Origin of the sequence: Sulfitobacter sp. SK025 (assembly GCF_003352105.1) — a bacterium.
GTDB classification, from domain to species: Bacteria; Pseudomonadota; Alphaproteobacteria; order Rhodobacterales; family Rhodobacteraceae; genus Sulfitobacter; species Sulfitobacter pontiacus.
Genome location: NZ_CP025808.1, coordinates 1,911,885 through 1,934,275, shown reverse-complemented (window position 1 = coordinate 1,934,275; position 22,391 = coordinate 1,911,885). Strand labels below are relative to the sequence as shown.

16 protein-coding genes and 1 tRNA gene are annotated in these 22,391 nt (G+C 59.8%); 13 read left to right on the top strand and 4 right to left on the bottom strand.

Annotation, left to right across the window (positions count from 1 at the left end):
• Positions 1-49: 49 nt before the first annotated feature.
• Positions 50-1,354 carry an HlyC/CorC family transporter gene (locus C1J04_RS09385; RefSeq protein WP_005853373.1) on the top strand — a complete coding sequence of 435 codons (1,305 nt, stop codon included), beginning with the start codon at positions 50-52 and terminating at the stop codon, positions 1,352-1,354.
• 9 nt (positions 1,355-1,363) lie between these two features.
• On the opposite strand, the gene C1J04_RS09380 is transcribed toward C1J04_RS09385, so the two are convergent.
• Positions 1,364-2,737, bottom strand: a complete 1,374-nt coding sequence (locus C1J04_RS09380) for a DUF2254 domain-containing protein (RefSeq protein ID WP_009826977.1) — start codon at positions 2,735-2,737, stop codon at positions 1,364-1,366.
• A 173-nt stretch (positions 2,738-2,910) separates the two neighbouring features.
• Here C1J04_RS09380 and C1J04_RS09375 point away from each other — a divergent pair, with 173 nt between their 5' ends.
• Positions 2,911-3,513 carry a nucleotidyltransferase family protein gene (locus tag C1J04_RS09375; protein ID WP_009826976.1) on the top strand — a complete coding sequence of 201 codons (603 nt, stop codon included), beginning with the start codon at positions 2,911-2,913 and terminating at the stop codon, positions 3,511-3,513.
• Positions 3,514-3,628: 115 nt separating this feature from the next.
• On the opposite strand, the gene C1J04_RS19685 is transcribed toward C1J04_RS09375, so the two are convergent.
• Positions 3,629-9,319, bottom strand: coding sequence for a Hint domain-containing protein (locus C1J04_RS19685; RefSeq protein ID WP_009826975.1), 5,691 nt, complete (start codon positions 9,317-9,319; stop codon positions 3,629-3,631).
• A gap of 1,262 nt (positions 9,320-10,581) precedes the next feature.
• Here C1J04_RS19685 and C1J04_RS09365 point away from each other — a divergent pair.
• From C1J04_RS09365 to C1J04_RS09335, 7 genes are all read left to right on the top strand, one after another.
• A complete protein-coding gene (locus C1J04_RS09365) occupies positions 10,582-11,613 on the top strand; it encodes a LacI family DNA-binding transcriptional regulator (protein WP_037944213.1) in 1,032 nt (343 codons plus the stop codon).
• 114 nt (positions 11,614-11,727) lie between these two features.
• Complete coding sequence (locus tag C1J04_RS09360) at positions 11,728-13,029, top strand: ABC transporter substrate-binding protein (RefSeq protein WP_037944212.1); 1,302 nt, start codon at positions 11,728-11,730, stop codon at positions 13,027-13,029.
• Positions 13,030-13,146: 117 nt separating this feature from the next.
• Positions 13,147-14,013, top strand: coding sequence for a carbohydrate ABC transporter permease (locus C1J04_RS09355; RefSeq protein ID WP_005853360.1), 867 nt, complete (start codon positions 13,147-13,149; stop codon positions 14,011-14,013).
• A 10-nt stretch (positions 14,014-14,023) separates the two neighbouring features.
• Positions 14,024-14,854, top strand: coding sequence for a carbohydrate ABC transporter permease (locus tag C1J04_RS09350; protein WP_009826970.1), 831 nt, complete (start codon positions 14,024-14,026; stop codon positions 14,852-14,854).
• Between the two features lie 12 nt (positions 14,855-14,866).
• Positions 14,867-15,871 carry an ABC transporter ATP-binding protein gene (locus tag C1J04_RS09345; protein ID WP_009826969.1) on the top strand — a complete coding sequence of 335 codons (1,005 nt, stop codon included), beginning with the start codon at positions 14,867-14,869 and terminating at the stop codon, positions 15,869-15,871.
• Positions 15,872-15,921: 50 nt separating this feature from the next.
• A complete protein-coding gene (locus C1J04_RS09340; protein ID WP_254655182.1) occupies positions 15,922-17,478 on the top strand; it encodes a mannitol dehydrogenase family protein in 1,557 nt (518 codons plus the stop codon).
• A complete protein-coding gene (locus C1J04_RS09335; RefSeq protein WP_009826967.1) occupies positions 17,475-18,401 on the top strand; it encodes a carbohydrate kinase family protein in 927 nt (308 codons plus the stop codon). The genes C1J04_RS09340 and C1J04_RS09335 overlap by 4 nt, the downstream gene beginning before the upstream one ends.
• Before the next feature lie 171 nt (positions 18,402-18,572).
• On the opposite strand, the gene C1J04_RS09330 is transcribed toward C1J04_RS09335, so the two are convergent.
• Positions 18,573-18,656, bottom strand: a tRNA-Leu gene (locus tag C1J04_RS09330).
• Between the two features lie 123 nt (positions 18,657-18,779).
• Between C1J04_RS09330 and C1J04_RS09325 the strand changes: the two genes are divergently transcribed.
• Complete coding sequence (locus C1J04_RS09325; protein ID WP_009826966.1) at positions 18,780-19,358, top strand: YqaA family protein; 579 nt, start codon at positions 18,780-18,782, stop codon at positions 19,356-19,358.
• The gene (locus C1J04_RS09320; RefSeq protein ID WP_114865348.1) at positions 19,358-19,825 is read left to right on the top strand and encodes a disulfide bond formation protein B; all 468 of its coding nucleotides are present in this window, start codon (positions 19,358-19,360) and stop codon (positions 19,823-19,825) included. Before C1J04_RS09325 ends, C1J04_RS09320 begins: the two co-directional genes overlap by 1 nt.
• Before the next feature lie 21 nt (positions 19,826-19,846).
• On the opposite strand, the gene C1J04_RS09315 is transcribed toward C1J04_RS09320, so the two are convergent.
• Positions 19,847-20,284 (bottom strand): Lrp/AsnC family transcriptional regulator, encoded by a 438-nt coding sequence (locus tag C1J04_RS09315; RefSeq protein ID WP_005853345.1) that lies wholly within the window; start codon positions 20,282-20,284, stop codon positions 19,847-19,849.
• Positions 20,285-20,395: 111 nt separating this feature from the next.
• Between C1J04_RS09315 and rocF the strand changes: the two genes are divergently transcribed.
• Together rocF and C1J04_RS09305 are read left to right on the top strand one after the other, a co-directional pair.
• Entirely contained in the window at positions 20,396-21,316 is a 921-nt protein-coding gene (rocF, locus tag C1J04_RS09310) for an arginase (protein WP_009826964.1), read from the top strand.
• A 21-nt stretch (positions 21,317-21,337) separates the two neighbouring features.
• Positions 21,338-22,387, top strand: coding sequence for an ornithine cyclodeaminase (locus tag C1J04_RS09305; RefSeq protein WP_009826963.1), 1,050 nt, complete (start codon positions 21,338-21,340; stop codon positions 22,385-22,387).
• The last annotated feature ends 4 nt before the right edge of the window (positions 22,388-22,391 follow it).

Genomic DNA, 22,391 nt, shown 5'->3' with positions numbered 1-22,391 from the left:
GCACACACGCCCATAACCCTATGAGCAAACGGATAAGGTATACTCACAAATGGACACGGCCCCCGCAATCCTAGACGGCGCATTTTGGATCAGCAGCGGTATCATCCTGTTTCTTCTGGTGCTTTCCGGCTTCTTCTCGGGGTCTGAAACGGCGCTGACAGCGGCATCGCGGGGCAAGCTGCGGGGTCAGGCGGATAAAGGGTCCAAGGGGGCGGAACGTGCGCTCAAGATCACCGAGGATAACGAGCGGCTGATAGGCTCTGTCCTGCTGGGCAACAATCTTGTGAACATTCTTGCAGCCTCGCTTGCGACGGCGCTGTTCACGCGGGTCTTTGGCGAATCCGGTGTGGCGCTGGCGACGCTGGTGATGACGCTGCTGGTCCTGATCTTTGCCGAGGTTCTGCCCAAGACCTATGCGATCACCAATGCTGAAACCGCCGCCGCAGCCGTGTCGCGGCCCATTGCGCTGGTCGTGCTGATCTTCAGTCCCGTGGTGTCGGCCGTGCGGTTTCTGGTCCGCGGCATCCTGCGCCTGTTCGGCGTGACCATCGACCCTGACAGCAACATCCTTGCCGTACGCGAGGAAATTGCGGGGGCGCTGCAAATCGGCCGCTCTGAAGGCGTGGTAGAGAAGGAAGACCGCGACCGTATTCTAGGCGCGCTCGACCTGCGCGAACGTATGGTGGAAGAGGTCATGCTCCACCGGTCAGGGATCGAGATGATCGATGCCGCCAATGACCCTTCGCAGATCCTTGAACAGATCCTGGAAAGCAACCACACCCGCCTGCCCGTCTACCGCGATGATCCCGAGAACATCATCGGTGTGATCCATGCCAAAGACCTGCTGCGTGCCATGTACAAGCACATCAGCGGTGCCGAGGATGACAAACCGTTCAAGACGTTCAAAATCGCCGATATCGCGATGAAACCCTATTTCGTGCCCGAGACATCTACGCTGGACGAACAGATGCGCCAGTTCCTACGGCGCCGCACCCATTTTGCGCTGGTGGTGGATGAATATGGCTCGCTTCAGGGGTTGATCACGCTCGAGGATATCCTTGAAGAGATTGTGGGCGAGATCACCGATGAATTCGACCCAGATGCGGACCACGGCGTGACCAAGGCCGAGGACGGGCAATATTTCGTCGATGGGGCCATGACGATCCGCGACCTGAACCGCGCTACGGAATGGGATTTGCCGGATGAAGAGGCCAATACCGTCGCCGGTCTGGTGATCCACGAAGCGCAGATGATCCCGACGCCCAATCAGGTGTTCTCTTTCCACGGGTTCCGGTTCGAGGTCATCGCCCGCGATGGCAACCGGATCACACAGCTGAAAATCCGCCCCCTGTAAAAGCCACCCTCAGGTGGTGTCGGTGTCGGTGTCATTGTCCATCTTTGGCGCGTCATCCTCTGTATCGCTGTGCTTTACCGCGTCACGCACTGCATCGCGCACGTCTTGGCTGGCGCTTTCCATCAACTGCGCCCGGTCGGGTTCAAAGTCGATCTTGGCAAGCGCGCGTCTGAGGTGACGTTCGGCAGCCCTGCGCGCGGCGATGCGCAGCCCCTCGTCAGGGTGCCGCATCAGGCCGTTCAGCGTGGCTTGAAGCCGCTGCTGCACCTCGACCACCGTACACCCGTCCCGCGCCAACGCGCCAAAAGCGTCCTGCATCAGGTCAGACGGGTCCAGCGGTGCGACATAGATGTGGTCCAGCACCTCGTCGCGGTCCCTTTCGGTCTCGTCCTCGTAAAAACTCAGGATGCGGCCAATGCGGGTGATCACATCAATCGCGGTGCCGGGGTCGTTTACGCCGGGCGACAGCGCCTTTGACGCGACCTCTCCCATCACGATGAGGCCAAAGCGCGGATCCTGATCATAGGTACGCAAATCGCCGATGATGATGCTGGCATTGATCCCGGCGTGCAGCGTTTCATCGGTGTGTTCGTCGTCCTTGGGCTGCCCCACGCGGTCGATCATCATCAAAGGTTCGTTGACGAAAACAAAGCTGCCGATGTTGCGCTTGAGATAGATCTTCACCCCGTGGTTTTCCGCCACGGTGTTCAACGCTTCGGGGTAGATATGCTGGATATAGCCATTTTCATCCGCGGTGAACGGCTTTGCACTGTCGGGGATATCGCCCGTCAGCGGGTTGGCCCCGAGGCAGGGGTTACGCAGACGTTCCTTGAAGGTGCGGCGTGTCTGATCCTCCACCTGTCGCGAGGTATCGATCAGGCTGCCAAAGGTCTGCAGATGCAGCACCCAGCGGATCAGGCTGAACACGATCACCGTCAGCACGATCACCGTCATCACGAACAACACGAAAGACCGCTTGTCGTCGAACACCCCAAGTTCGCGCAGGATGATGGCGATCAGCGCATACACATAAGCCCCGATAAAGACGGCCAGCGTATTCTGGGTGGTGCGGTCCTGCACGATCAAGCGATGAATGCGCGGCGTCCATTGGGTCGAGGTGCTGCGATATACTGTGACCATGACGCTAAGCGAAAAGGTGGTGACCGCAAGCATCGCGTTGGCGATGATCGATAGCAACCGGTCCGCCGCACTGCCGGTCAGATAGGTCGCGAGAGATTGCGGGATCCAGCGTTCGATCAACATGCTCAGCAGCAGCGACAAGACCGCCAACAACCCCATGATCAGCACCCGCACCCAAAGCTTGCGGCTGTATTCACGGCCCTTGCGGATCAGTGTCGATGGCAAAAGGAAGTCAAGATTCATAGGGTAAGTCCGCGTCATGAAGTGCCATGTTCAACAAGCTTGCGCGGAGATCACTTGGCTTACAAGCCCAACGCCCTATTCCGCCCGACGGTTCAAAAATGCCGGGCTAAATCAGCGGGTAGGACTGATGCTATGGTCTTACGGTGGTTGAACAATCTGGCTATGGTCGGTTTATGAGCCATGACATCCCCATCATCCTGCTGGCCGCGGGGCAATCCTCGCGGATGCGGGGGCGCGACAAACTGCTTGAGATCGTGGAGGGCGAAGCGCTGCTGCGCCGACAGGCACGGATTGCGCGGGCGGCGACGCGGGGCGCGGTCATCGTAGCCCTGCCACCTGCGCCCCACCCGCGCTACGCGCTTGTGTCTGATATGGAGGTTGAAGCGCTCCCCGTTCCCGATGCGGCAGAGGGGATGAACGCCTCGCTCCGCGCGGGGTTTTCAGTGCTTCCCACCGGTACGCCTGCCGCGATGGTGCTGCTTGCCGACCTGCCAGAACTGACTGAAGATGACTTGAACACCGTCTTTCATGCCGTTGATATTAAATCAAATTACACGGTATGGCGCGGTGCGACGACGGATGGAAAGCCGGGTCACCCCACGGTTTTTGCCGCCTGCCATTTTGATCATTTTGCCCGGATGCAAGGTGACACCGGCGGGAAAGAGATCATCGCACAGGCTCAGGACCAGACGCTGCTGATCCCCCTGCCGGAGAACCGCGCGCGACTGGACCTTGATACGCCCGAAGCATGGGCCGCATGGCGCGCGGCGCGCTGACCGGCCCCTAACTGCATAGCCCTGAACACGAAAGAACGAGACAGTCGCCTGCCCCGTTCTTCGCCCTGCACCCCCTCTAGGGGATGCAGGCCTGTTGCTGCATATAATGTGGCGCTTACTTCGTCAGAAGTTTCGCCTCGTGCTTTTTCAGTGTGCGGCGCGCGGCGACATAGCCGTCCACCCCTTCGCGCGTTGCCAGTTCCGGGAAAAGCTCCAGGATCTCGTTGCGCTGCGCGTTGCCGACACCTGCAAGGCTCATATCGCCCGGCTGGAAGCTTTCGGTCCATGTGCCGTCAGACAGGATCACCTCGTGCTGGTCGAACATCACGTGGATGTAGGTCGTGCCAGAGGTTTCAACGATATCAACACCTTCCAGACCAGTCAGGTGTTTCGCCGCGACCAGAACCTCGCGCTCTTCGAAGTAGAGCGCTGTCTTGTCGTTGGCCACCAGAACGCGGTGGTTGGGGCTGACCAGCATGTCACGCTCGGGCAGGTTGTTGCCCAAAGCGCCCTGACGGATCAGCACCGGCAGCAGATGCGCCTTATGCGCCAGCTCTTGTCCGGTCATCTCGCGGGCACCGACCCAGCGGATTTCCTGGATACCGTTGTCACGGGTGATGACACGGTCGCCCACCACCAGATCTTCGACCCGACGTTCCCCTTTCGGCGTAGCGATCAAGGTGCCCGGCGTGAAGCAGGGAATGATCTCTTCGATATTGGTGAAGTCGAGACGACCGGTTTCAGTGCCGGACGCATCCGTAAAGACGATCGTACCGTCGATGCCATCGTTGGGGCTATCGCCGTCGATGGTGTCACCGGCATCATTATCCGGCGTGACGTTTTCAAGACGATAACCGCCGCCGGGGCTCAGCGCGCCCCTCAGATCGATGATGTCGTAGTCGGAGGCATCTGTGCCGGCACCGCCGTCGATGGTGTCGCCACCGTTGACGTTGGTGAAGGTATCGCGCCCGTCGTTACCTTGCAGGCTATCATTGCCCGCGCCACCGCTGATGATGTCGTCGCCGCCACCTGCGCTGATGGTATCGTCGCCTTCACCGCCTTCGATGGTGTCGTCGCCAAAGCCACCAAGCAGGCTGTCGTCGCCGTCGCCGCCGTCGATGCTGTCGTTGTCTTCACCGCCGTCGATGGTGTCGTCACCCTCGCCACCGAACAAGATGTCGTCGCCGCGCACACCGCTGATGGAGTCGTCACCGGTCCCACCGTCTACGGTATCATTGTCACCGGCCGCGATGATCGTGTCGTTTCCGGCCCCCCCGAGGATGGAGTCGTCGCCAAAGCCCCCAAGGATGGAGTCATCGCCGTCACCGCCGTCGATGGTGTCGTTGCCCTGACCACCGTCGATGGTGTCGTTCCCGGCACCGCCTTTAACGTCGTCGTTGCCATTGCCCGCGAGGATGGAGTCGTCACCGTCCCCCCCATCGATCTCATCATGGCCCTGTGCGCCGCGGATGGTGTCGTTGCCTTGACCGCCCAAGATCGTATCGTCGCCCTGACCGCCATCCAGGCTGTCGTCGTCAATGCCACCGTCGATGTAGTCGTCATCGGCACCACCCAGGATGGTGTCGTTATCGTCTTCACCGTACAGCACGTCATTGCCGGCACCGCCTTCGATATAGTCCTTGCCGTTGTTCGGCTGCGGATCGGTGGCGTCGACTTCCTCGCCCTCGTAGCCGGCGATCGGTTCGTTGCCAAAGCCACCATAGATGGTGTCATTGCCGTCGCCGCCATACAGGCTGTCGGACCCGTGGCTGCCGATGATGCTGTCGTCGCCGTCGTCGCCGTAGACCTCATCGTCATCGATACCCGCGTTGATCGAATCGTCGCCCGTACCGCCGTAGATGGTGTCAGAATCGTCGCCGGTGCGGATCGTATCGTTACCGCTGCCGCCATCGACGAAATCACGACCATCGTCCTTGTTCGGATCGCCGGAGTTGAAGAATGGGTTGGGTCGCCCACCGACGGTCGGCTGATCATTCGCATAATCAGAGAAGGTGTCGATACCCGCTTCGATCAGATCGTCACCGTCACCGCCATAGATTTCGTCCGCGCCTTGGACATCGGTGATGGTGTCGTTGCCGCTGCCGCCATAGATGGTGTCGTTGTCGATGCCGCCTTCGATGACATCATCATCGTCGCCACCGTCGATATAGTCGGCATCATCGCCGCCATCGATCGTATCATTCCCCGCGCCGCCGATCAGCGTATCTTTGTCGTCGTTGGGGTTGGTATCCTGATCAAAGGGTGTGGAGACCAGTGGAACGTCTGTGTCGGGCACGCCAATCGCACCGGGCTTGTTGCCAATCAGTACGTCGTCACCCTCACCACCGACGAGGGAGTCGTTGCCGTCACCACCGATCAGGCTGTCATCATATTTACCACCGTCGATGGTATCATTGCCGCCCTGGCCATCGATGGTATCATCACCACCGCCGGCGTTCACCACGTCGTTGCCGTCACCGGTCATGACATTTTCATCACCGCCGGAACCTGTGACCGTATCGTCACCGCCACCCAGTTCGAGTCTCTCGATCTCCGAGAATTCGGTGGTGCCGGACCCGTTGGTCAGTGTCCCTTCCTCTTTGTCGGTGAAAGTGACTGTCAGGTCGTCATCCACAGCCGTACTGTCGATCACATCGCCGTCGGTTTCGCCGCTTTCGCCGCCGATGATAACGTCATTGTCGACGCCATCGGTCAGTGTGAACGTGTCGTCGCCCGCGCCGCCGTCAACGGTATCGTCGCCCAACCCGCTGTCGATCGTGTCGTCGCCACCGTTGCCAAAGATCGTATCGTTGATCCCGTCTGTGCCGTCGATCTGGTCGCCTTGGGCGTCGGTGTAGCCCGGGGCCATATCCTCGCCACTGTCCAGACCATCAACCGGACCGGCCATCTCTTCGCCGATGATGTTTTCGATCTCGGTGAATTTGAACGAGCCCGCGGATGTGCCGTCGGCGTTGTACAGATCAACCGTACCGTTCTGACCATTGCCGTTGCTATCTGGTTCCAGATCACGCAAGCGGAAATTGAGGCCAGTCAGATCAAGCGTGTCATCGTCGGTGTTCAGCGCAGGGTCGGCATTGAAGCCGCCTGCACCACCGTCAACCTCATCGCCATCGGTGCCGCCAAAGATGGTATCCTTGCCCGCACCGCCGCTGATGTTGTCTTTGCCTTCGCCACCAGTGAGCTGGTCATCCCCGTCACCGCCGATCAGCGTATCGTCATCATCGCCGCCAAACAGCATGTCGTCGCCTGCGCCACCGTCGATAAAGTCGTCGCCGTCGTCGCCCATCAGCAGGTCATTGCCGGCACCACCGTCAACGCCGCCCACGGGCGCGTCGAAATAGACGTCGGTGATGTTGATGCCCGCGTGGTTCCCGGGCGACAGGCTTTGATCCATCGTGTGGGTAATCTCGAGGTATTCGACCGGGCCTTCGATGTCCACTAGGGCAGAGTGGTAGGGATCGGTATCGGGGCCATTACCCCCGCCGCTGATCAGGGTTTCGTAACCGCCAACGCCGTCTTGGTTGTGGGCATTGATGCCGCTGCCTGCATCGACCTTGATCGGCGTCCGTGTCCCATCGGGACCAACCGCCACGATGACGACTTTCGACGCGTTATCAATGTCATTGATGCGGAAGCTGATGTTGGTCACATCCTTCGAGAAGTCCAAACGATAGGTCGCGCTTTCGCCATCCTGGTTCGCCAGCGAGGCCAAAGAGCTGTTTGCATTGGTCGCCTGACCGTCGCCAGTGATCGAATGCACCTTTTGCTGGTCCGTCGAGAATGTCGTCTCGGGTGTTTCATTGCTGCCCGTGACCGAGAAGGTCACATTGACGTTGCCCGTGTCCTGAACAAAGCCACCGCCCAGATTGTCATTATTGTCGACAGCAGAGGTATCGTGGGGGTCAGGTGCCTTGTCCCACTCAAAGCTCTCGCGCTCTGTCGTGCCGCCGGGCGTAGAAGCACCGCCGGTGTTGTTGTCGCCATAGATCGTATCTTTGCCGCCGCCACCGGAAATGGTGTCATCGCCGTGGTTGCCCTCGATCGAATCGTGGCCCGCATTGCCTTCGATGCTGTCGTTACCGCCTTCACCAAAGATCGTGTCGTTGCCATTCCCGCCGGTCAGCACATCGTCGCCACCAACGGTGCCATCGGTTGGGGACGTGCTGTCATCACTCGTGGTGTAGGTCTTGGCGATGTGGTCGTATTTGATCGATGGCAGGTTAGAGTTGTGGCTGACGAAATCGTAGGATTTGCCGACTTCCAGCGGTTTGTCTGTCACGAAACCGACGGCATCGTCGCCGTCAAAGTTCACGACGTAGACTGTCACATCCTGCGAGGAATCTACTGCGCCTTCGGGGCGCACAATATAGGAATACTCGGGGATGATCTTGTCGCCGGACTTTTCGGTATTGTCATCCAATTTGGTGGTTTTCGCCAAGGTTTGCGAGTTGTCGTTGTCATTCAACTTATCGTCGTCATCATTGATGCCAACCGCAACAGGTGCGGAATTTTCGTTGATGGTGAACGACTTGCCAGACAGATCGCCGGAGCCCACATCGCTGTTCTGGAAGGGGCTTGAACCGCCAGCCACCGTCACATTTGCCAGATCCCATGTCAGAACGGTATGATCCGCACCCGATACAGGCTCAACAGTCTTCGACACAGGCTCCGCCTTGGTCAGGCCAGCGCTGTCGCCAAAGATGATGTCATCCCCTTCGCCGCCGTGCAGCGTGTCGTTGCCGACAGTGCCGTCGTCATCCGCCAGCAAAGCCGCTGGGTTGTCAAAGAACACGTCTGTAACGTTGACGCCCGAGTTGCCGCTTGTGGCACCGGTGTGGATGAACTCGATCCGCGATACGGGACCGTCGATGGACACGTTGACGGAATACTTGCTCGACGAGGGGGAATCGTCGCCGCCCTCGCTGGTGGCCGTGTCCACGCCGAACTTGCCGTCACTGTCTGTCAGCTTCACTTTGCTGGAGCTGCTGTTGGCGATCATATCGACGTCGATCATCTTGCCGGATGCGTCGTAGGCCAGCACTTTCACAGCGCCTCTGTTGTCGATGTCGTTCACGTTGAAGGACACATTGCCAACGGCCTCGTCAAACCGCAGTTCGAACTTGGTTTCACCGGTGCAGTTGGCCAGCGATTCAAACGAGCTGTTGTCGTTCACGCCGTGGGCATCGCCCTCGATATTGCCGGTGAACTGCTTGCTGTCGCTGAATTCCTGATCCGCATTGTTGCGCGGCGAAAAGCTCTTGAGCTCGAACGTGACGTTGACGGTGCCGGTATTCTGCGTGAACCCGCCCTTGAGGTTGTCATTGTCGTCGATCGCGGAACCGTCGCCCGATGGGTCGGGTGCCTTGGACCATTCAAAGCTTTCGCGGGTGTCGCCGTAGTTGCCCTTGGTCGCGCCATCACCGATCAGGATGTCGTTGCCCTTGCCCCCGTCAACATAATCATTGCCCGACCCTGCGACGACCGTATCATTCCCCAAACCCGCGTTGACCGTATCATTGCCGCCACGTGCGAGGATGATGTCATCATTGGACCCGACGTTGCCAAATACCGCGTCGTTACCGTCAACACGGTCACCGCTTGGGTCATCATTATAGCTGGCGTCGATCTTGTTGCCCTGCTGGTTACCGTCCACGATCCCGTTCGGTCCGTCGGCCGGAGCCTCGGTCGCGGTTTTCTCGGCTTCGGCGGTCGAGGTTTTTCCAAAGAGCCACAGTTTATTCAAAAAGATGGTCATATCGGTCGTCTCCAAAATCAGGTCAGGCACGCTACGGTTGTACCGTCAGCCGTAAAACTAGGGTGCCCAGTCATGGGCGAGGCTTATTAATTCACATGGCACCAATTCTGTGCCGGGGTACTAAGGCGGGACAAAGCAACGCCCTGCCCGCGACGCTGCTGCAATGAAACATACGGCGCGCGGACGGGTGCATCGCGAGACACGCCCAAATCTGCAGCCGTTTGGATACGGGTCATTTGTGTTCTTGATGTGATCCGAAAACGGCGCTTCGGGGAAGAAATCAAGACGGTGTCGGTAGCGGCGGAGCAACGCAGAGTTGCAACATCACCCATACCCGAACGGTCCGGCAGTCGTGGTCTGTAGATACAGTTTCCCATCAGTTTCTCCTCCTTCCGCCAACGTGGCGGGCCGTTAAAAAACGGCGCACAATACCCCTAACAAAGCTCCGCGGTCACAGACGACACACAAAGAACTCTACCGTCCTGAAGGGAGGATCAGCCGCAGACAGCTGCCCGCTGCCGCGCAACCGGCAGTGGTATATTCATCGGCTCTTATGAGCCAAGCGAACACATCTTCCCCGCACAACATGTGCGTTCGATGCGGTCGCCCCCGAAACCTAAAAAACTTTGCCCCCCAGTTGGGCACGTTCTTATTACCTACCCGTTGACGTTGCTGGAAGGAAAAAATGGCAAGAATTCGCAGACGCGCCTCTTTTCCGCCTTTTTTGACTCGACGGCGGCGCGGAATATGCACGCATAGGTAGCGCATTGTTTCCCATCTCAGGGCGCGAATTTCGATGGAGCGGATGCTTTTCGGGGTTTTTCACCTAATTTTAATGATTTCTCAAACCCAGCCCTCGGCACTGTTTCGCAGCCAGACACAATAAACCATCTTTGCGATTAAATTCGGCGTGGCGGGACTGTGGCGGGGCGTGAATTCGCGATTTGGAACCAATAGCTTGCGACCGCGCCCATTTTTTCGAAAACGCAGCCAGTTTTCTAGCACGAAACCGAATCGCAATACCACCTAAAGGATACTCTTCGGCACCTCAGGTGGGGTGCCATATGCCGATTATTTAGGCCCGACACCACAAGTTTGACACGAGGACATGCGTTTGAGCGAACATCTGCCGCTACAACCGCAAGAGGGTATTTTGGTCAAATTCGCAGCAAAATCCCACTGTCTCATGATGTTAGGGGGTGATATTTACCGCGCGACAAGTATGCTGATCCAACAGATACAGGAACATGGCGTCGTCACTTGGCCTCTGCCACCACCAGAAGAAGCGTTTGATGAGCAGTCGGAAAATCAAGAATATGGAAGAGTTTGCCGCCGTCAGCGGGATCTCCCGTCCGACGCTTTCCAAGTTCTTCAACGACCCCACCAGCGTGCGTAGCAGCACCCGCAAACGGGTTGAGGCAGCGCTGGACCGATATGACTATCGGCCCAATCTTTACGCCATGAACCAGAACCGCCGTTTGACCAAGAACATCGGCGTCGTGGTGCCGCATCTGGCCGACCCTTTCTTTGCCAAGATTGCCCGCACGATCGAAGAACACATCTTGCGGCAGGGCTTCCGGCCCGTTCTGCTCGGGTCGCACGGCAGCCCCGAGATGGAGCTGGAGAACCTCGAAAACCTGCGCATGTTGAAACCGGCGGGCGTATTGCTGGCCGCTTTCGGGCGCAGTTCTGATCACGCGCAGATCCAGACCTTTACCGAAGAGGTCCCTACCGTCCTGTTCGATGCGAACATCGATAAGGTCGGCAAGGCGTTCATAGGCTCCAACAATGAACAAAGCGTTGATCTGATCGTCGACTATCTGTGCCGCACGGGCGAGCCGCCTGCCTTTTTCGAGATGAAAGACCCGATGAACCCCAACGCCTACAAACGGCGCGCGGCCTATGTCAGGGCGATGGAACGTCTGGGGCAGACGCCGCATCTGATCCAGGTCGGTGGCGAGGGATGGGAATTCGAAGAGATCGGGTTTCGCGAAGGCACCCGCGTGATCCGCGACCGGAGCCTGCCGTCGAAAACAATACTGTGCAGCAACGACCGTTTGGCCATCGGGCTGTTGTCCGCCATTTTCGAGGCGGGGATGAGCGTCGGGATCGAGGCCGGCCACGACTTCCGCGTCGCGGGCCATGACGACCATCCTTTCTCGCGCTTCACCTGCCCGCGTCTAACCACCGTGTCCCAAGACTACGAAGCCATTGCCGAGAAAAGCGCGACCACCCTGCTTGCCCTGATCGAGGCAGATGATTCTCTTGATTCGCGTACAGAGACGCTGTTTGACGGCAAGCTCGTGCTCAGGGGCTCTGCCTAAAGAATTGAAAACACGCGCCTAAATCGCAAAACTAGACGCGCGTAAAATTCAAATTGACGCGAGTTCACCAATAGCCCTAAGCTTGTCGCTAACATCTCATCAGGGAGGTAGAAGATGTTTGTTTTGAACGCTTTTCGAACGGCGACCGCCATTTCACTTTTGACGGCAGCCGCTGCTTCTGCGGATACGATCACAATCGCTACAGTCAATAACGGCGACATGATCCGGATGCAGGGTTTTACCGATGATTTTACTGCCAAAACCGGCCACGAAGTCGAATGGGTCACGCTGGAGGAGAACGTCCTGCGTCAACGTGTGACCACGGACATCACCACCAAAGGTGGGCAGTTCGACATCATGACCATCGGCATGTACGAGACCCCGATCTGGGGCAAGCAAGGCTGGCTGGTGCCGCTGGACGATCTGTCGGCGGAATATGACACCGACGACATCCTGCCCGCGATGCGCGGCGGTCTGAGCGTCGACGGCACGCTTTATGCGGCCCCTTTCTACGGCGAAAGCTCCATGATCATGTACCGCAAGGACCTGATGGAGAAAGCCGGACTGGAGATGCCCGACGCGCCCACATGGGAATTCGTCGCTGAAGCCGCCCGCGCCATGACCGACCGTGACGCCGGCATCAACGGCATCTGTCTGCGCGGCAAGGCCGGTTGGGGCGAGAACATGGCGTTCCTCACCGCGACAGCAAACGCCTTTGGGGCACGCTGGTTCGACGAAAGCTGGACTGCGCAGTTTGACCAGCCCGCATGGAAAGAAACGCTTGAGTTCTATGTGAACCTGATGAACGACGCGGGCCCTCCGGGTGCGGCGAACAACGGGTTCAACGAAAACCTGTCGCTGTTCCAACAGGGCAAATGCGGCATGTGGATCGACGCGACTGTTGCGGCGTCCTTTGTGACCAACCCGACAGATTCCACCGTCGCGGATCAGGTCGGCTTTGCGCTGGCACCTGACACCGGCAAAGGCAAACGCGGCAACTGGCTGTGGGCTTGGGCGCTTGGCATCCCTGCCGGCACCGATAACGAAGCCGCCGCGAAAGAATTCATCGAATGGGCCACGTCCAAAGAGTATCTTGAGCTGGTCGCCGAGAAAGACGGTTGGGCAAATGTTCCTCCCGGCACGCGGACATCGCTGTACGAAAACGCCGAATACAAAAAGGTGCCTTTCGCGCAGATGACACTGGACAGCATCCTGTCGGCTGATCCCACCGCGCCAACCGTGGATCCGGTGCCCTACGTCGGTGTGCAGTTTGCAGCTATCCCGGAGTTTGCAGGCATCGCCACACAGGTCGGTCAAGAGTTCTCTGCCGCGCTGGCAGGACAGCAGTCCGTCGATGAAGCCCTGGCCAACGCCCAAGCGTTGACCACCGATGAGATGGAAGCCGCCGGCTACTGATCTGATCGCCCTCGGGGTCAGTCAGCAAAGCTCCCCCTTGCTGACTGGCCCCTTTTTTCCAACACGTGCATGATCGTCCGGGACGGCCCTAGCCCGTCAACGGAGGAGGTATATTCAATGGCAACGCAACATTCACGATCGGCCGCCCGTCTGATGATGGCCCCCGCTGTCGTGCTGCTTCTGGGATGGATGCTCGTCCCCCTGACGATGACGCTGTATTTTTCCTTTCGCAAATACCTGCCCCTGCGCGGCGGTGATCTGGGGTGGGTCGGCTTTGACAACTACGTCCGCTTTGTATCGTCCAGCGCCTTCTGGCCGTCGGTTCAGGCGACACTGGTGATCGTGGGCGGCGTCCTGTTCATCACCGTCGTTCTGGGTGTGTTGCTCGCCGTCTTGCTGAACCAGCCGATGTGGGGTCAAGGGATCGTTCGGATCCTCGTGATTGCCCCGTTCTTCGTAATGCCGACCGTATCGGCGCTGGTCTGGAAAAACATGTTCATGGATCCGGTCAACGGCCTGCTCGCCCACCTGTGGGGCCTGTTCGGGGCTGAACCGCTGGTGTGGCTGACCGAAGCCTCGACCCAATCCATTATTCTGATTGTCAGCTGGCAGTGGCTGCCCTTTGCGACGCTGATCCTGCTGACCGCGATCCAGTCGCTGGACAGTGAACAATTGGAGGCCGCCGAGATGGACGGCGCATCGCCCGTCAAACGCTTTGGCTTTATCACCCTGCCCCACCTGTCGCGGGCGATCACGGTGGTGGTGCTGATCCAGACGATCTTTTTGCTCTCTATCTTCGCCGAAATTTTCGTGACCACCCAAGGCGCCTTTGGCACCAAAACCCTGACCTATCTGATCTTCCAGCGTGTGCTGGAAAGCCAGAACATCGGGCTCGGCTCTGCCGGCGGTGTCTATGCCATCATCCTCGCCAATATCGTTGCCATCTTCCTGATGCGCATGGTTGGCAAGAACCTCGACGCATAAGGAGCCCGTCATGGCACGTGCAACGACCACACAACGCAAGGCTCTGAACACCGCACTCGCATGGGGCGTCGGGCTGCTGATTTTCTTCCCGATCCTCTGGACCATCCTGACCAGCTTCAAGACCGAAGCCCAGGCGATTGCAGACCCGCCGGTGTTCCTGTTCTTTGACTGGACACTGGAAAACTACGCCGCGGTGCAGGAACGTTCGAACTACGGCCGCTTCTTGTGGAATTCGGTGGTGATCGCGGGGGGCTCTACCATTCTGGGCATCCTGATCGCCGTTCCCGCCGCGTGGTCAATGGCCTTTGTCCCCTCCAACCGGACCAAAGATATCCTGCTGTGGATGCTGTCGACAAAGATGCTGCCAGCGGTCGGGGTGCTGTATCCGATCTACCTCATCTTTATCAAAATGGGTCTGCTGGACAGCAAGCTGGGGCTGGTCGTGGTGCTGATGCTGATCAACCTGCCGATCATCATCTGGATGCTTTACACCTACTTCAAGGAAATCCCCGGCGAGATCCTGGAGGCAGCCCGTATGGATGGTGCCAGCCTGCGCGAAGAGGTGCTGTATATCCTCACGCCGATGGCGATCCCCGGCATCGCCTCCACGCTGCTTCTGAACGTGATCCTCGCCTGGAATGAAGCCTTCTGGACCCTCAACCTCGCCGCCGCCAAGGCTGCCCCTTTGACGGCCTTTATCGCCAGCTATTCCAGCCCCGAGGGCTTGTTCTACGCCAAGCTTAGCGCGGCCTCGACCATGGCCATCGCGCCGATCCTCATCCTTGGCTGGTTCAGCCAGAAACAACTTGTCAGCGGCCTGACCTTTGGCGCAGTGAAATAAGGAAACAAAACCATGGGACGCATCACATTAGACAAGGTTTCCAAGCGCTTCGGTGACGTCGAAGTCATCCCACCGCTGGACCTGACCATCGAAGACGGCGAATTCACCGTCTTTGTCGGCCCCTCGGGCTGCGGTAAATCCACCCTGCTGCGCCTGATCGCGGGGCTCGAAGATACCTCGGGCGGACAAATCCGCATCGACAAGCAGGACGCCACCCATGTGCCCCCCGCCAAGCGCGGTCTGGCAATGGTGTTCCAGTCCTACGCGCTGTATCCGCATATGTCCGTGCGCAAGAACATCGCTTTTCCGATGCGCATGGCGGGCATCCCCGTGGACGAACAGAACCGCCGCATCGATGCCGCGGCCAAGGCGCTGAACCTGACCGATTATCTGGACCGCAAACCCGGCCAGCTGTCGGGCGGGCAACGCCAGCGTGTCGCGATTGGTCGGGCGATTGTCCGTGAACCCGCGGCCTTCCTGTTCGACGAACCGCTGTCCAACCTTGATGCGGCCTTGCGCGTGGGCATGCGGCTTGAAATCTCCGAGCTGCATAAACGGCTTGAGACGACAATGATCTATGTAACCCATGATCAGGTCGAAGCGATGACCATGGCCGACAAGATCGTGGTGCTTCAGGCCGGTGTGATCGAACAGGTCGGCTCCCCGCTCGAGCTTTACCACACACCCCGCAACACCTTTGTCGCGGGCTTTATCGGCTCGCCCAAGATGAACCTGATCTCGGGCCCCGAGGCGGCCAAACACGGGGCGCATACCATCGGCATCCGCCCTGAACACATCGACGTATCGACAACCGAAGGCACCTGGAGCGGCGTCGTCAAAGTGTCGGAGCATCTGGGGTCGGACACGTTCTTCCACGTCTATGACACCGGCCTGACCGAGATGATGACCGTCCGTGCCCGCGGCGAAGTGGGCTTGCGCCACGGTGACCGAGTGTTCCTGACCCCGCGCGAGGACTCGCTTCACCGCTTCGACGCCAACGGCCTACGCATCGCATGAAGCGCCGCGTGCCCCTGCCCTTTAATTTTGATTTCTACGAAAGCGGTCTCATGAATGAACCGACCACAACAAACACAGACGCGCCGCCTCCGGTGCCGCTGTCTCTGGATCGCCTTGGTGACCTGCCCGCCCGTATCGGTACGCCCGACTACGATCGCGGCTCGCTCTCGGCGGGGATCATCCATATCGGCCTGGGCAACTTCCATCGCGCCCATCAGGCGTGGTATCTGCACAAGCTGATGCAACAGGGTCTGGCGCAGGATTGGGCGCTGATCGGGGCCGGCGTGCGGGCCTATGACAGCGCGATGCGCGACAAGCTTCAGGCGCAGGATTATCTGACCACTTTGATCGAACTGGCCCCCGGTCGTGTCACGGCAGAGGTCGTCGGCTCGATGATCGACTACACCCCCATCGCCGAAGACAACGCGCCGCTGATTGCCGCGATGGCGGATCCCGCGATCCGCATCGTGTCGCTGACCGTGACCGAGGGCGGCTATTTCATAGACCCCGAAACCGGCGGGCTTGATCTGACCCATGCCGATATCCAGCATGACCGCGCGCAGCCCGATCAGCCCAAGACGGTTTTCGGCGCGATTATTGCCGCGCTCAAGCTGCGGCGCGATGCGGGCCACGGTCCTTTCACGGTCCAAAGCTGCGACAACCTGCGCGGCAATGGCACCGCGACGCGCCAAGCCGTCGTGACCCTCGCCCGCCAAAGTGACGCGGCGCTTGCCCAGTGGATCGAGCAAAACTGCAGCTTCCCGAACTCTATGGTGGATTGCATCGTGCCCGCCACGGGCCCTGACGAAATCGCGCTGGCGCAAAGCCTTGGCGTCGATGACGCGGCACCGGTGACCCACGAGAACTACCGCCAATGGGTGATCGAAGACGACTTCTGCGCCGGACGCCCCGACTGGGACAAGGCGGGGGCGATCTTTACCGATGCTGTGCATGACTACGAGGCGATGAAGATCCGCATCCTCAACGCAGGACATCAGGTCTTGGCCAACGCCGGAGAGTTGCTGGGCCTGGAAACCATCGCCGATTGCATGGCGCACCCCTTGACCTCTGCCATGTTCCGCAAGATCGAGGCAGAGGAAATCGCCCCCTACGTCGCCGCCGTGCCCGGTCAAGACCCGGCGGCCTATGTCGAACTGATTGCCAAACGTTTCGCCAACCCCGCGATCCGCGACACCACACGGCGCGTGGCTTTTGACGGGTCATCACGGCATCCGGGGTTTGTCCTGCCGGTCCTGCGCGACGCCTTGGCGGCCAAGGGCAGTTGCTCCGGTCTGGCCCTGGTAGAGGCGCTATGGGCTCGCATGTGTGCAGGCACCCGCATGGACGGGACAGAGATCGAGCCGAACGACCCGCAGTGGGCGCGCCTCAACGCTGTGGCCCTGGCCGCGCGCGAAGCGCCGCAGCTCTGGCTTGCGCAGCGTCATATCTATGGCGATCTGGCCGAGCATCAGGCCTTTGCCGAGGCGTTTGAACACTGGCTCTCGCTCATCTGGGCAGAAGGCTGCAAGGCCGCGCTTGCGGTCTATACCGATCAGCCGGATGTGGCCGCCGCATTGGCCGGTGACCGCGCGGGGATGGGGCAATGATCCTGTGTTGCGGGGAGGCATTGATCGATATGGTCGCTGCCCCGTCGCTCGACGGGCCGGACGGGTTTGTGCCTCATTCGGGCGGCGCGGTCTTTAACACCGCTATCGCGCTTGGCCGCTTGGGCGCCCGCGCGGGCATGCTGACCGGATTGTCGCGCGATATGTTTGGCGACCAGCTGGCCGATGCGCTGAAGGCCAGTGACGTGGATACCACGCATATCATCCGCTCTGACCGTCCTAGCACATTGGCTTTTGTGAAACTTGAAGATGGGCAGGCAAGCTATTCATTCTTCGACGAAAACTCCGCCGGTCGGATGATCCGCGCCGAGGATATGCCAGCGCTGCCAAGCGATATCACCGCGCTTTTCTTTGGCGGTATCAGCCTTGCCAGCGACCCCAGTGCCAGCGCCTATGCTGCCTTGCTGGAACGTCAGGGCGGGTCGCGGGCGGTGATGATCGACCCCAACATCCGCCCGCTGTTTATCACCGACGCGGAGGGCTACCGCCGCCGGATGGCGGCGATGATCAGCCAGGCGGATATCGTCAAAGTCTCGGACGAGGATCTTAACTGGCTAAACCCCGCCCCGTTGACGCAGGCCGAAAAGATCAGCGCAATGCTCGACACCGGTCCGTCGGTTGTGATTGTCACCCAAGGGGCCGAGGGTGCCATAGCAACGCTGGCAGACGGTACATCCATCACGGTGCCTGCGGTAAAGACCAACGTCGTCGATACAATCGGTGCCGGTGATACGTTCAATGCGGGATTTCTGGCGAAGCTGTCGGAACTGGACCTGCTGACGCCTGAAGCCCTTAGCACGCTTGATCCCGACGCTTTGCGCGACGCAATGACATATGGCGCCCGCGTTGCCGCCATCACCGTGTCACGCGCCGGTGCCAACCCGCCTTGGGCGAACGAGCTTTAACGCAGACCACACCCCCAGACGGATCCTTTCGCAAAGCCGTGCAGCAATTCCCTGCGCGGCTTTTGATATGCAACGGACAAGAGGACGCGACATTGCCAAGGCTGCAAAAGCAACCTTCACACCTATCGACGATCAAAACTGAATTTTACGGAAAGCCTTGCAAGAACAAGGTGGTACCCAAGGCCGGACTCGAACCGGCACGCCTCGCGGCGGGGGATTTTGAATCCCCTGCGTCTACCATTCCGCCACTTGGGCACAATGGGGGTCTGTTACCGTGCCACGCGCCCCACGGCAAGAGCAATTTTACCGCTTTTGCTTGACCTCGTCCGATTGTTCTGGTGTTGCCATTGAACAGAAAACAATACCGGAGACCGCAGTATGATCCGACGGCTATATGACTGGGTTCTGGGCCTGGCAAACCACCCGCACGCGCTTTGGGCCCTTGCGGTTGTGGCATTCCTCGAAAGCTCTGTTTTTCCCATTCCGCCGGATGTGCTGATGATCCCGATGATCCTTGCGCGCCCGAACCGCGCATGGCTGATCGCGGGGATCGCGCTGGTCGCGTCGGTCTTGGGGGGTCTGCTGGGATACGCCATTGGCGCACTTGCATTTGAACAACTGGGCCAACCGATCCTTGCCAGCCTTGGCAAAGGCGACGCGATGGCGGCATTCTCGGACCGGTTCAACGGCGTCGGCTTCTGGGCTGTGCTGACCGCAGGCGTCACGCCCTTCCCCTACAAGGTGATCACAATCATGTCGGGGTGGACGGGGATGCCGCTGGCGACCTTTATCGTGACCTCGATCCTTGCGCGCGCGCTGCGGTTCTTCATCGTGGCGGCACTGCTGTGGAAATTTGGCGCACCTATCCGCGACTTTATTGAACGCCGTCTGCCTTTGGTATTTACGGTATTTGTCGTGCTGCTGTTCGGCAGCTTTTTCTTGCTGAGGTACCTGTGATGACGCGAAACACCTATGTCCTGATTGCTACGCTGGGGTCTGCTGCGCTGCTGTTGGGGGCCTTCGGGTTCCAACACATCGGCGGCTATGCGCCTTGCCAAATGTGCCTATGGCAGCGGTGGCCCCATGCGGCGGCGATTGCCATCGGGGTGATCGTTCTCTTTGGTGCGCCGCAGGCGTTGATCTGGCTGGGCGCGCTGTCGGTGGCGATCACGGGGCTGATCGGGGTTTATCATGCGGGGGTGGAATGGAAATTCTGGCCTGGTCCGTCGTCCTGCACAGGCGGCGGCATGGACCTTGGCGCGATGAGCGGCAGCGATCTTCTGTCCACCAGCGCGCCGTCCGGTCTGGTCATGTGTGATGACATCGTATGGCAGCTTTTCGGTCTGTCCATGGCGGGTTGGAACGCTGTCATTTGTGCCGTCCTGCTGGCGTTCTGGGTCTCTGCCGCGCGCACTCCGCGCTGAACCATCTCGCAGGCCGCAGCCTTAAGGTGCGGCCTGCCCTGCCTTGCGCGTCTTGAGCAAAAGGCTCGTCTCGCTCGCGACCACCCCGTCGAGCTTGCGGATGCGGGCCAGAACCTCGTCGAACTCCTCAAGCGTTTTGGTGCCGATCTCGACGATCACATCCCATCTGCCATTAGTTGAATGCACGGCACGCAACGCCGCCATACCGGCCAGCGTGCGGGTGATGCGGTCAGCGCCACGGCCCTCGATCTCGATCATCATCAATCCGCGCACCGGATCGGCACGCACGTCCGAGCGCGTTACGACGGTAAAGCCCAGGATCTCTCCGCTTTGTTGCAAACGGGCGAGACGCGCACGCACGGTGGTACGTGACAGCCGCAAGGCCGCCGCCAGATCAGACAGAGACGCCCGCGCGTCGTCGCGCAGCGCGGCCAGAATTGCTTCGTCCGTTGTGTCCATTTTGGCTGTCCAGTTTGGTCAAATAATCTCCGATTTGGTCACTTTAGATGATTGTTTCTGACCAGACCAGCTAGATATCGTCGCTGAAACGCTGACGAAAGGATCTCACCCATGTCTGGACAAAACTGTATTCTTCTGGGGGCTCCGCTGGATAGCGGCAAGCGCCGGTTGGGCTGTCTGATGGGCCCCGATGCCTATCGCACCGCTGGATTGGCGGGCGCGCTGACCGATCTGGGTCATAGCGTCACGGACCGTGGCAATGTCGCGCCTGCGCCCTTCACGCCCGGCCAGCACCCGAAACTGCACGCGCTTGAGGAAACCATCGCCTGGACTCACAGTCTGGCCGAGGCCACCCAAGCCGCCTTGCAGGACGGTACCCCGATCATCATGGGCGGCGATCATGCGCTTGCCTCCGGCACCGTTCTGGGCGCGATGCGCCATGCGCAGGCGGAAGAACGCCCCCTGTTTGTGCTGTGGCTGGACGCGCATAGCGATTTCCACACGCCCGAAAGCACCGACAGCGGCAACCTGCACGGCACCCCTTTGGGCTATGTGACAGGGCGCGAGGGCTTTGATGCCTTCCCCGATCTGCCCTATCCGCTGCCGCACGATAATATCGCCATCATCGGCCTGCGCTCTGTCGACGCGGCAGAGCGTGCAGCCCTGCAGGAAACCACCATCCAGCGCGTCGACATGCGCGAGATCGACGAGACGGGCATCGCCACGCCGCTGAACACTTTCCTTGAAAAGGTCGCGGCGGCGAACGGGATGCTGCATGTCTCGCTCGATGTGGATTTCCTTGATCCGTCCGTTGCCCCCGCGGTTGGCACGACCGTCCCCGGCGGTGCAACCGTGCGCGAAGGCCATCTGGTGATGGAAATGCTGCATGACAGCGGGCTGATGACCTCGCTTGATCTGGTAGAGCTGAACCCCTTCCTGGATGAACGGGGCCGCACCGCGCAGCTGATGGTCGATCTAGCCGCCTCTGCCTTTGGCCGCCGCGTATTCGACCGCCCCACCCGCGCCTATTGATTTGAGTAAAGGACCACGACCATGACCAATCTGACCCCCTCTGACAAGGCGCTGGTGCCCTTCGTTTCCGTCGACAATATGATGAAGCTTATCCACCACATCGGGATTGAACCCATGCTGATCGGACTTGGGGAGTATATCGAGGCGGATTTCAAACGGTGGGAGCTGTTTGACAAGACCCCGCGTGTGGCCAGCCATTCGGAACAGGGCGTGATCGAGCTGATGCCGACCTCGGACGGCGAGGTCTACGGGTTCAAATATGTGAACGGCCACCCCTCGAACACCGCAGACGGTTTGCAGACCGTGACCGCCTTTGGCTTGCTGGCGAATGTGGCCAACGGTTATCCGGTGTTGCTGTCCGAGATGACGATGCTGACGGCGCTGCGCACGGCGGCGACCTCTGCCGTGGTGGCGCGGTTGCTGGCCCCCAAGGGCGCGCATGTCATGGCGATGATCGGCAACGGGGCGCAGTCCGAATTCCAGACCCTCGCCATGAAGGCCATTGTCGGCATCGACGAGGTGCGGCTGTATGATATCGACAAAGACGCCACCGCCAAATGCGCCGCCAACCTGCAAGGTCTGGGCATCAAGGTCGTGCCCTGCGACACCGCGGAAGAAGCGATGCTGGGCGCGCAGATCGTCACCACATGCACGGCGGACAAGCAATATGCCACCATCCTGACAGATAATATGGTCGGCAGCGGCATCCACATCAACGCCATCGGCGGCGACTGTCCGGGCAAGACCGAGCTTGCCCCCGCGATCCTGCACCGCGCGGGGATTTTTGTGGAATACCCCGAACAGACCCGGATCGAGGGAGAGATACAGCAGCTTGAACCGGATCACCCTGTGACCGAAATCTGGCAGGTGCTGACCGGTCAGGCGCAGGGGCGCACCGATGACAAGCAGATCACCCTGTTCGACAGCGTCGGCTTCGCGATCGAGGATTTCTCGGCGCTGCGCTATGTGCGCGACCAGATCAAGGCGACCGATCTGTTCGACCCGCTTGACCTTCTGGCCGACCCCGAAGATCCGCGGGATCTGTTCGGCATGTTGCAACGGGCCAAGTAACGGC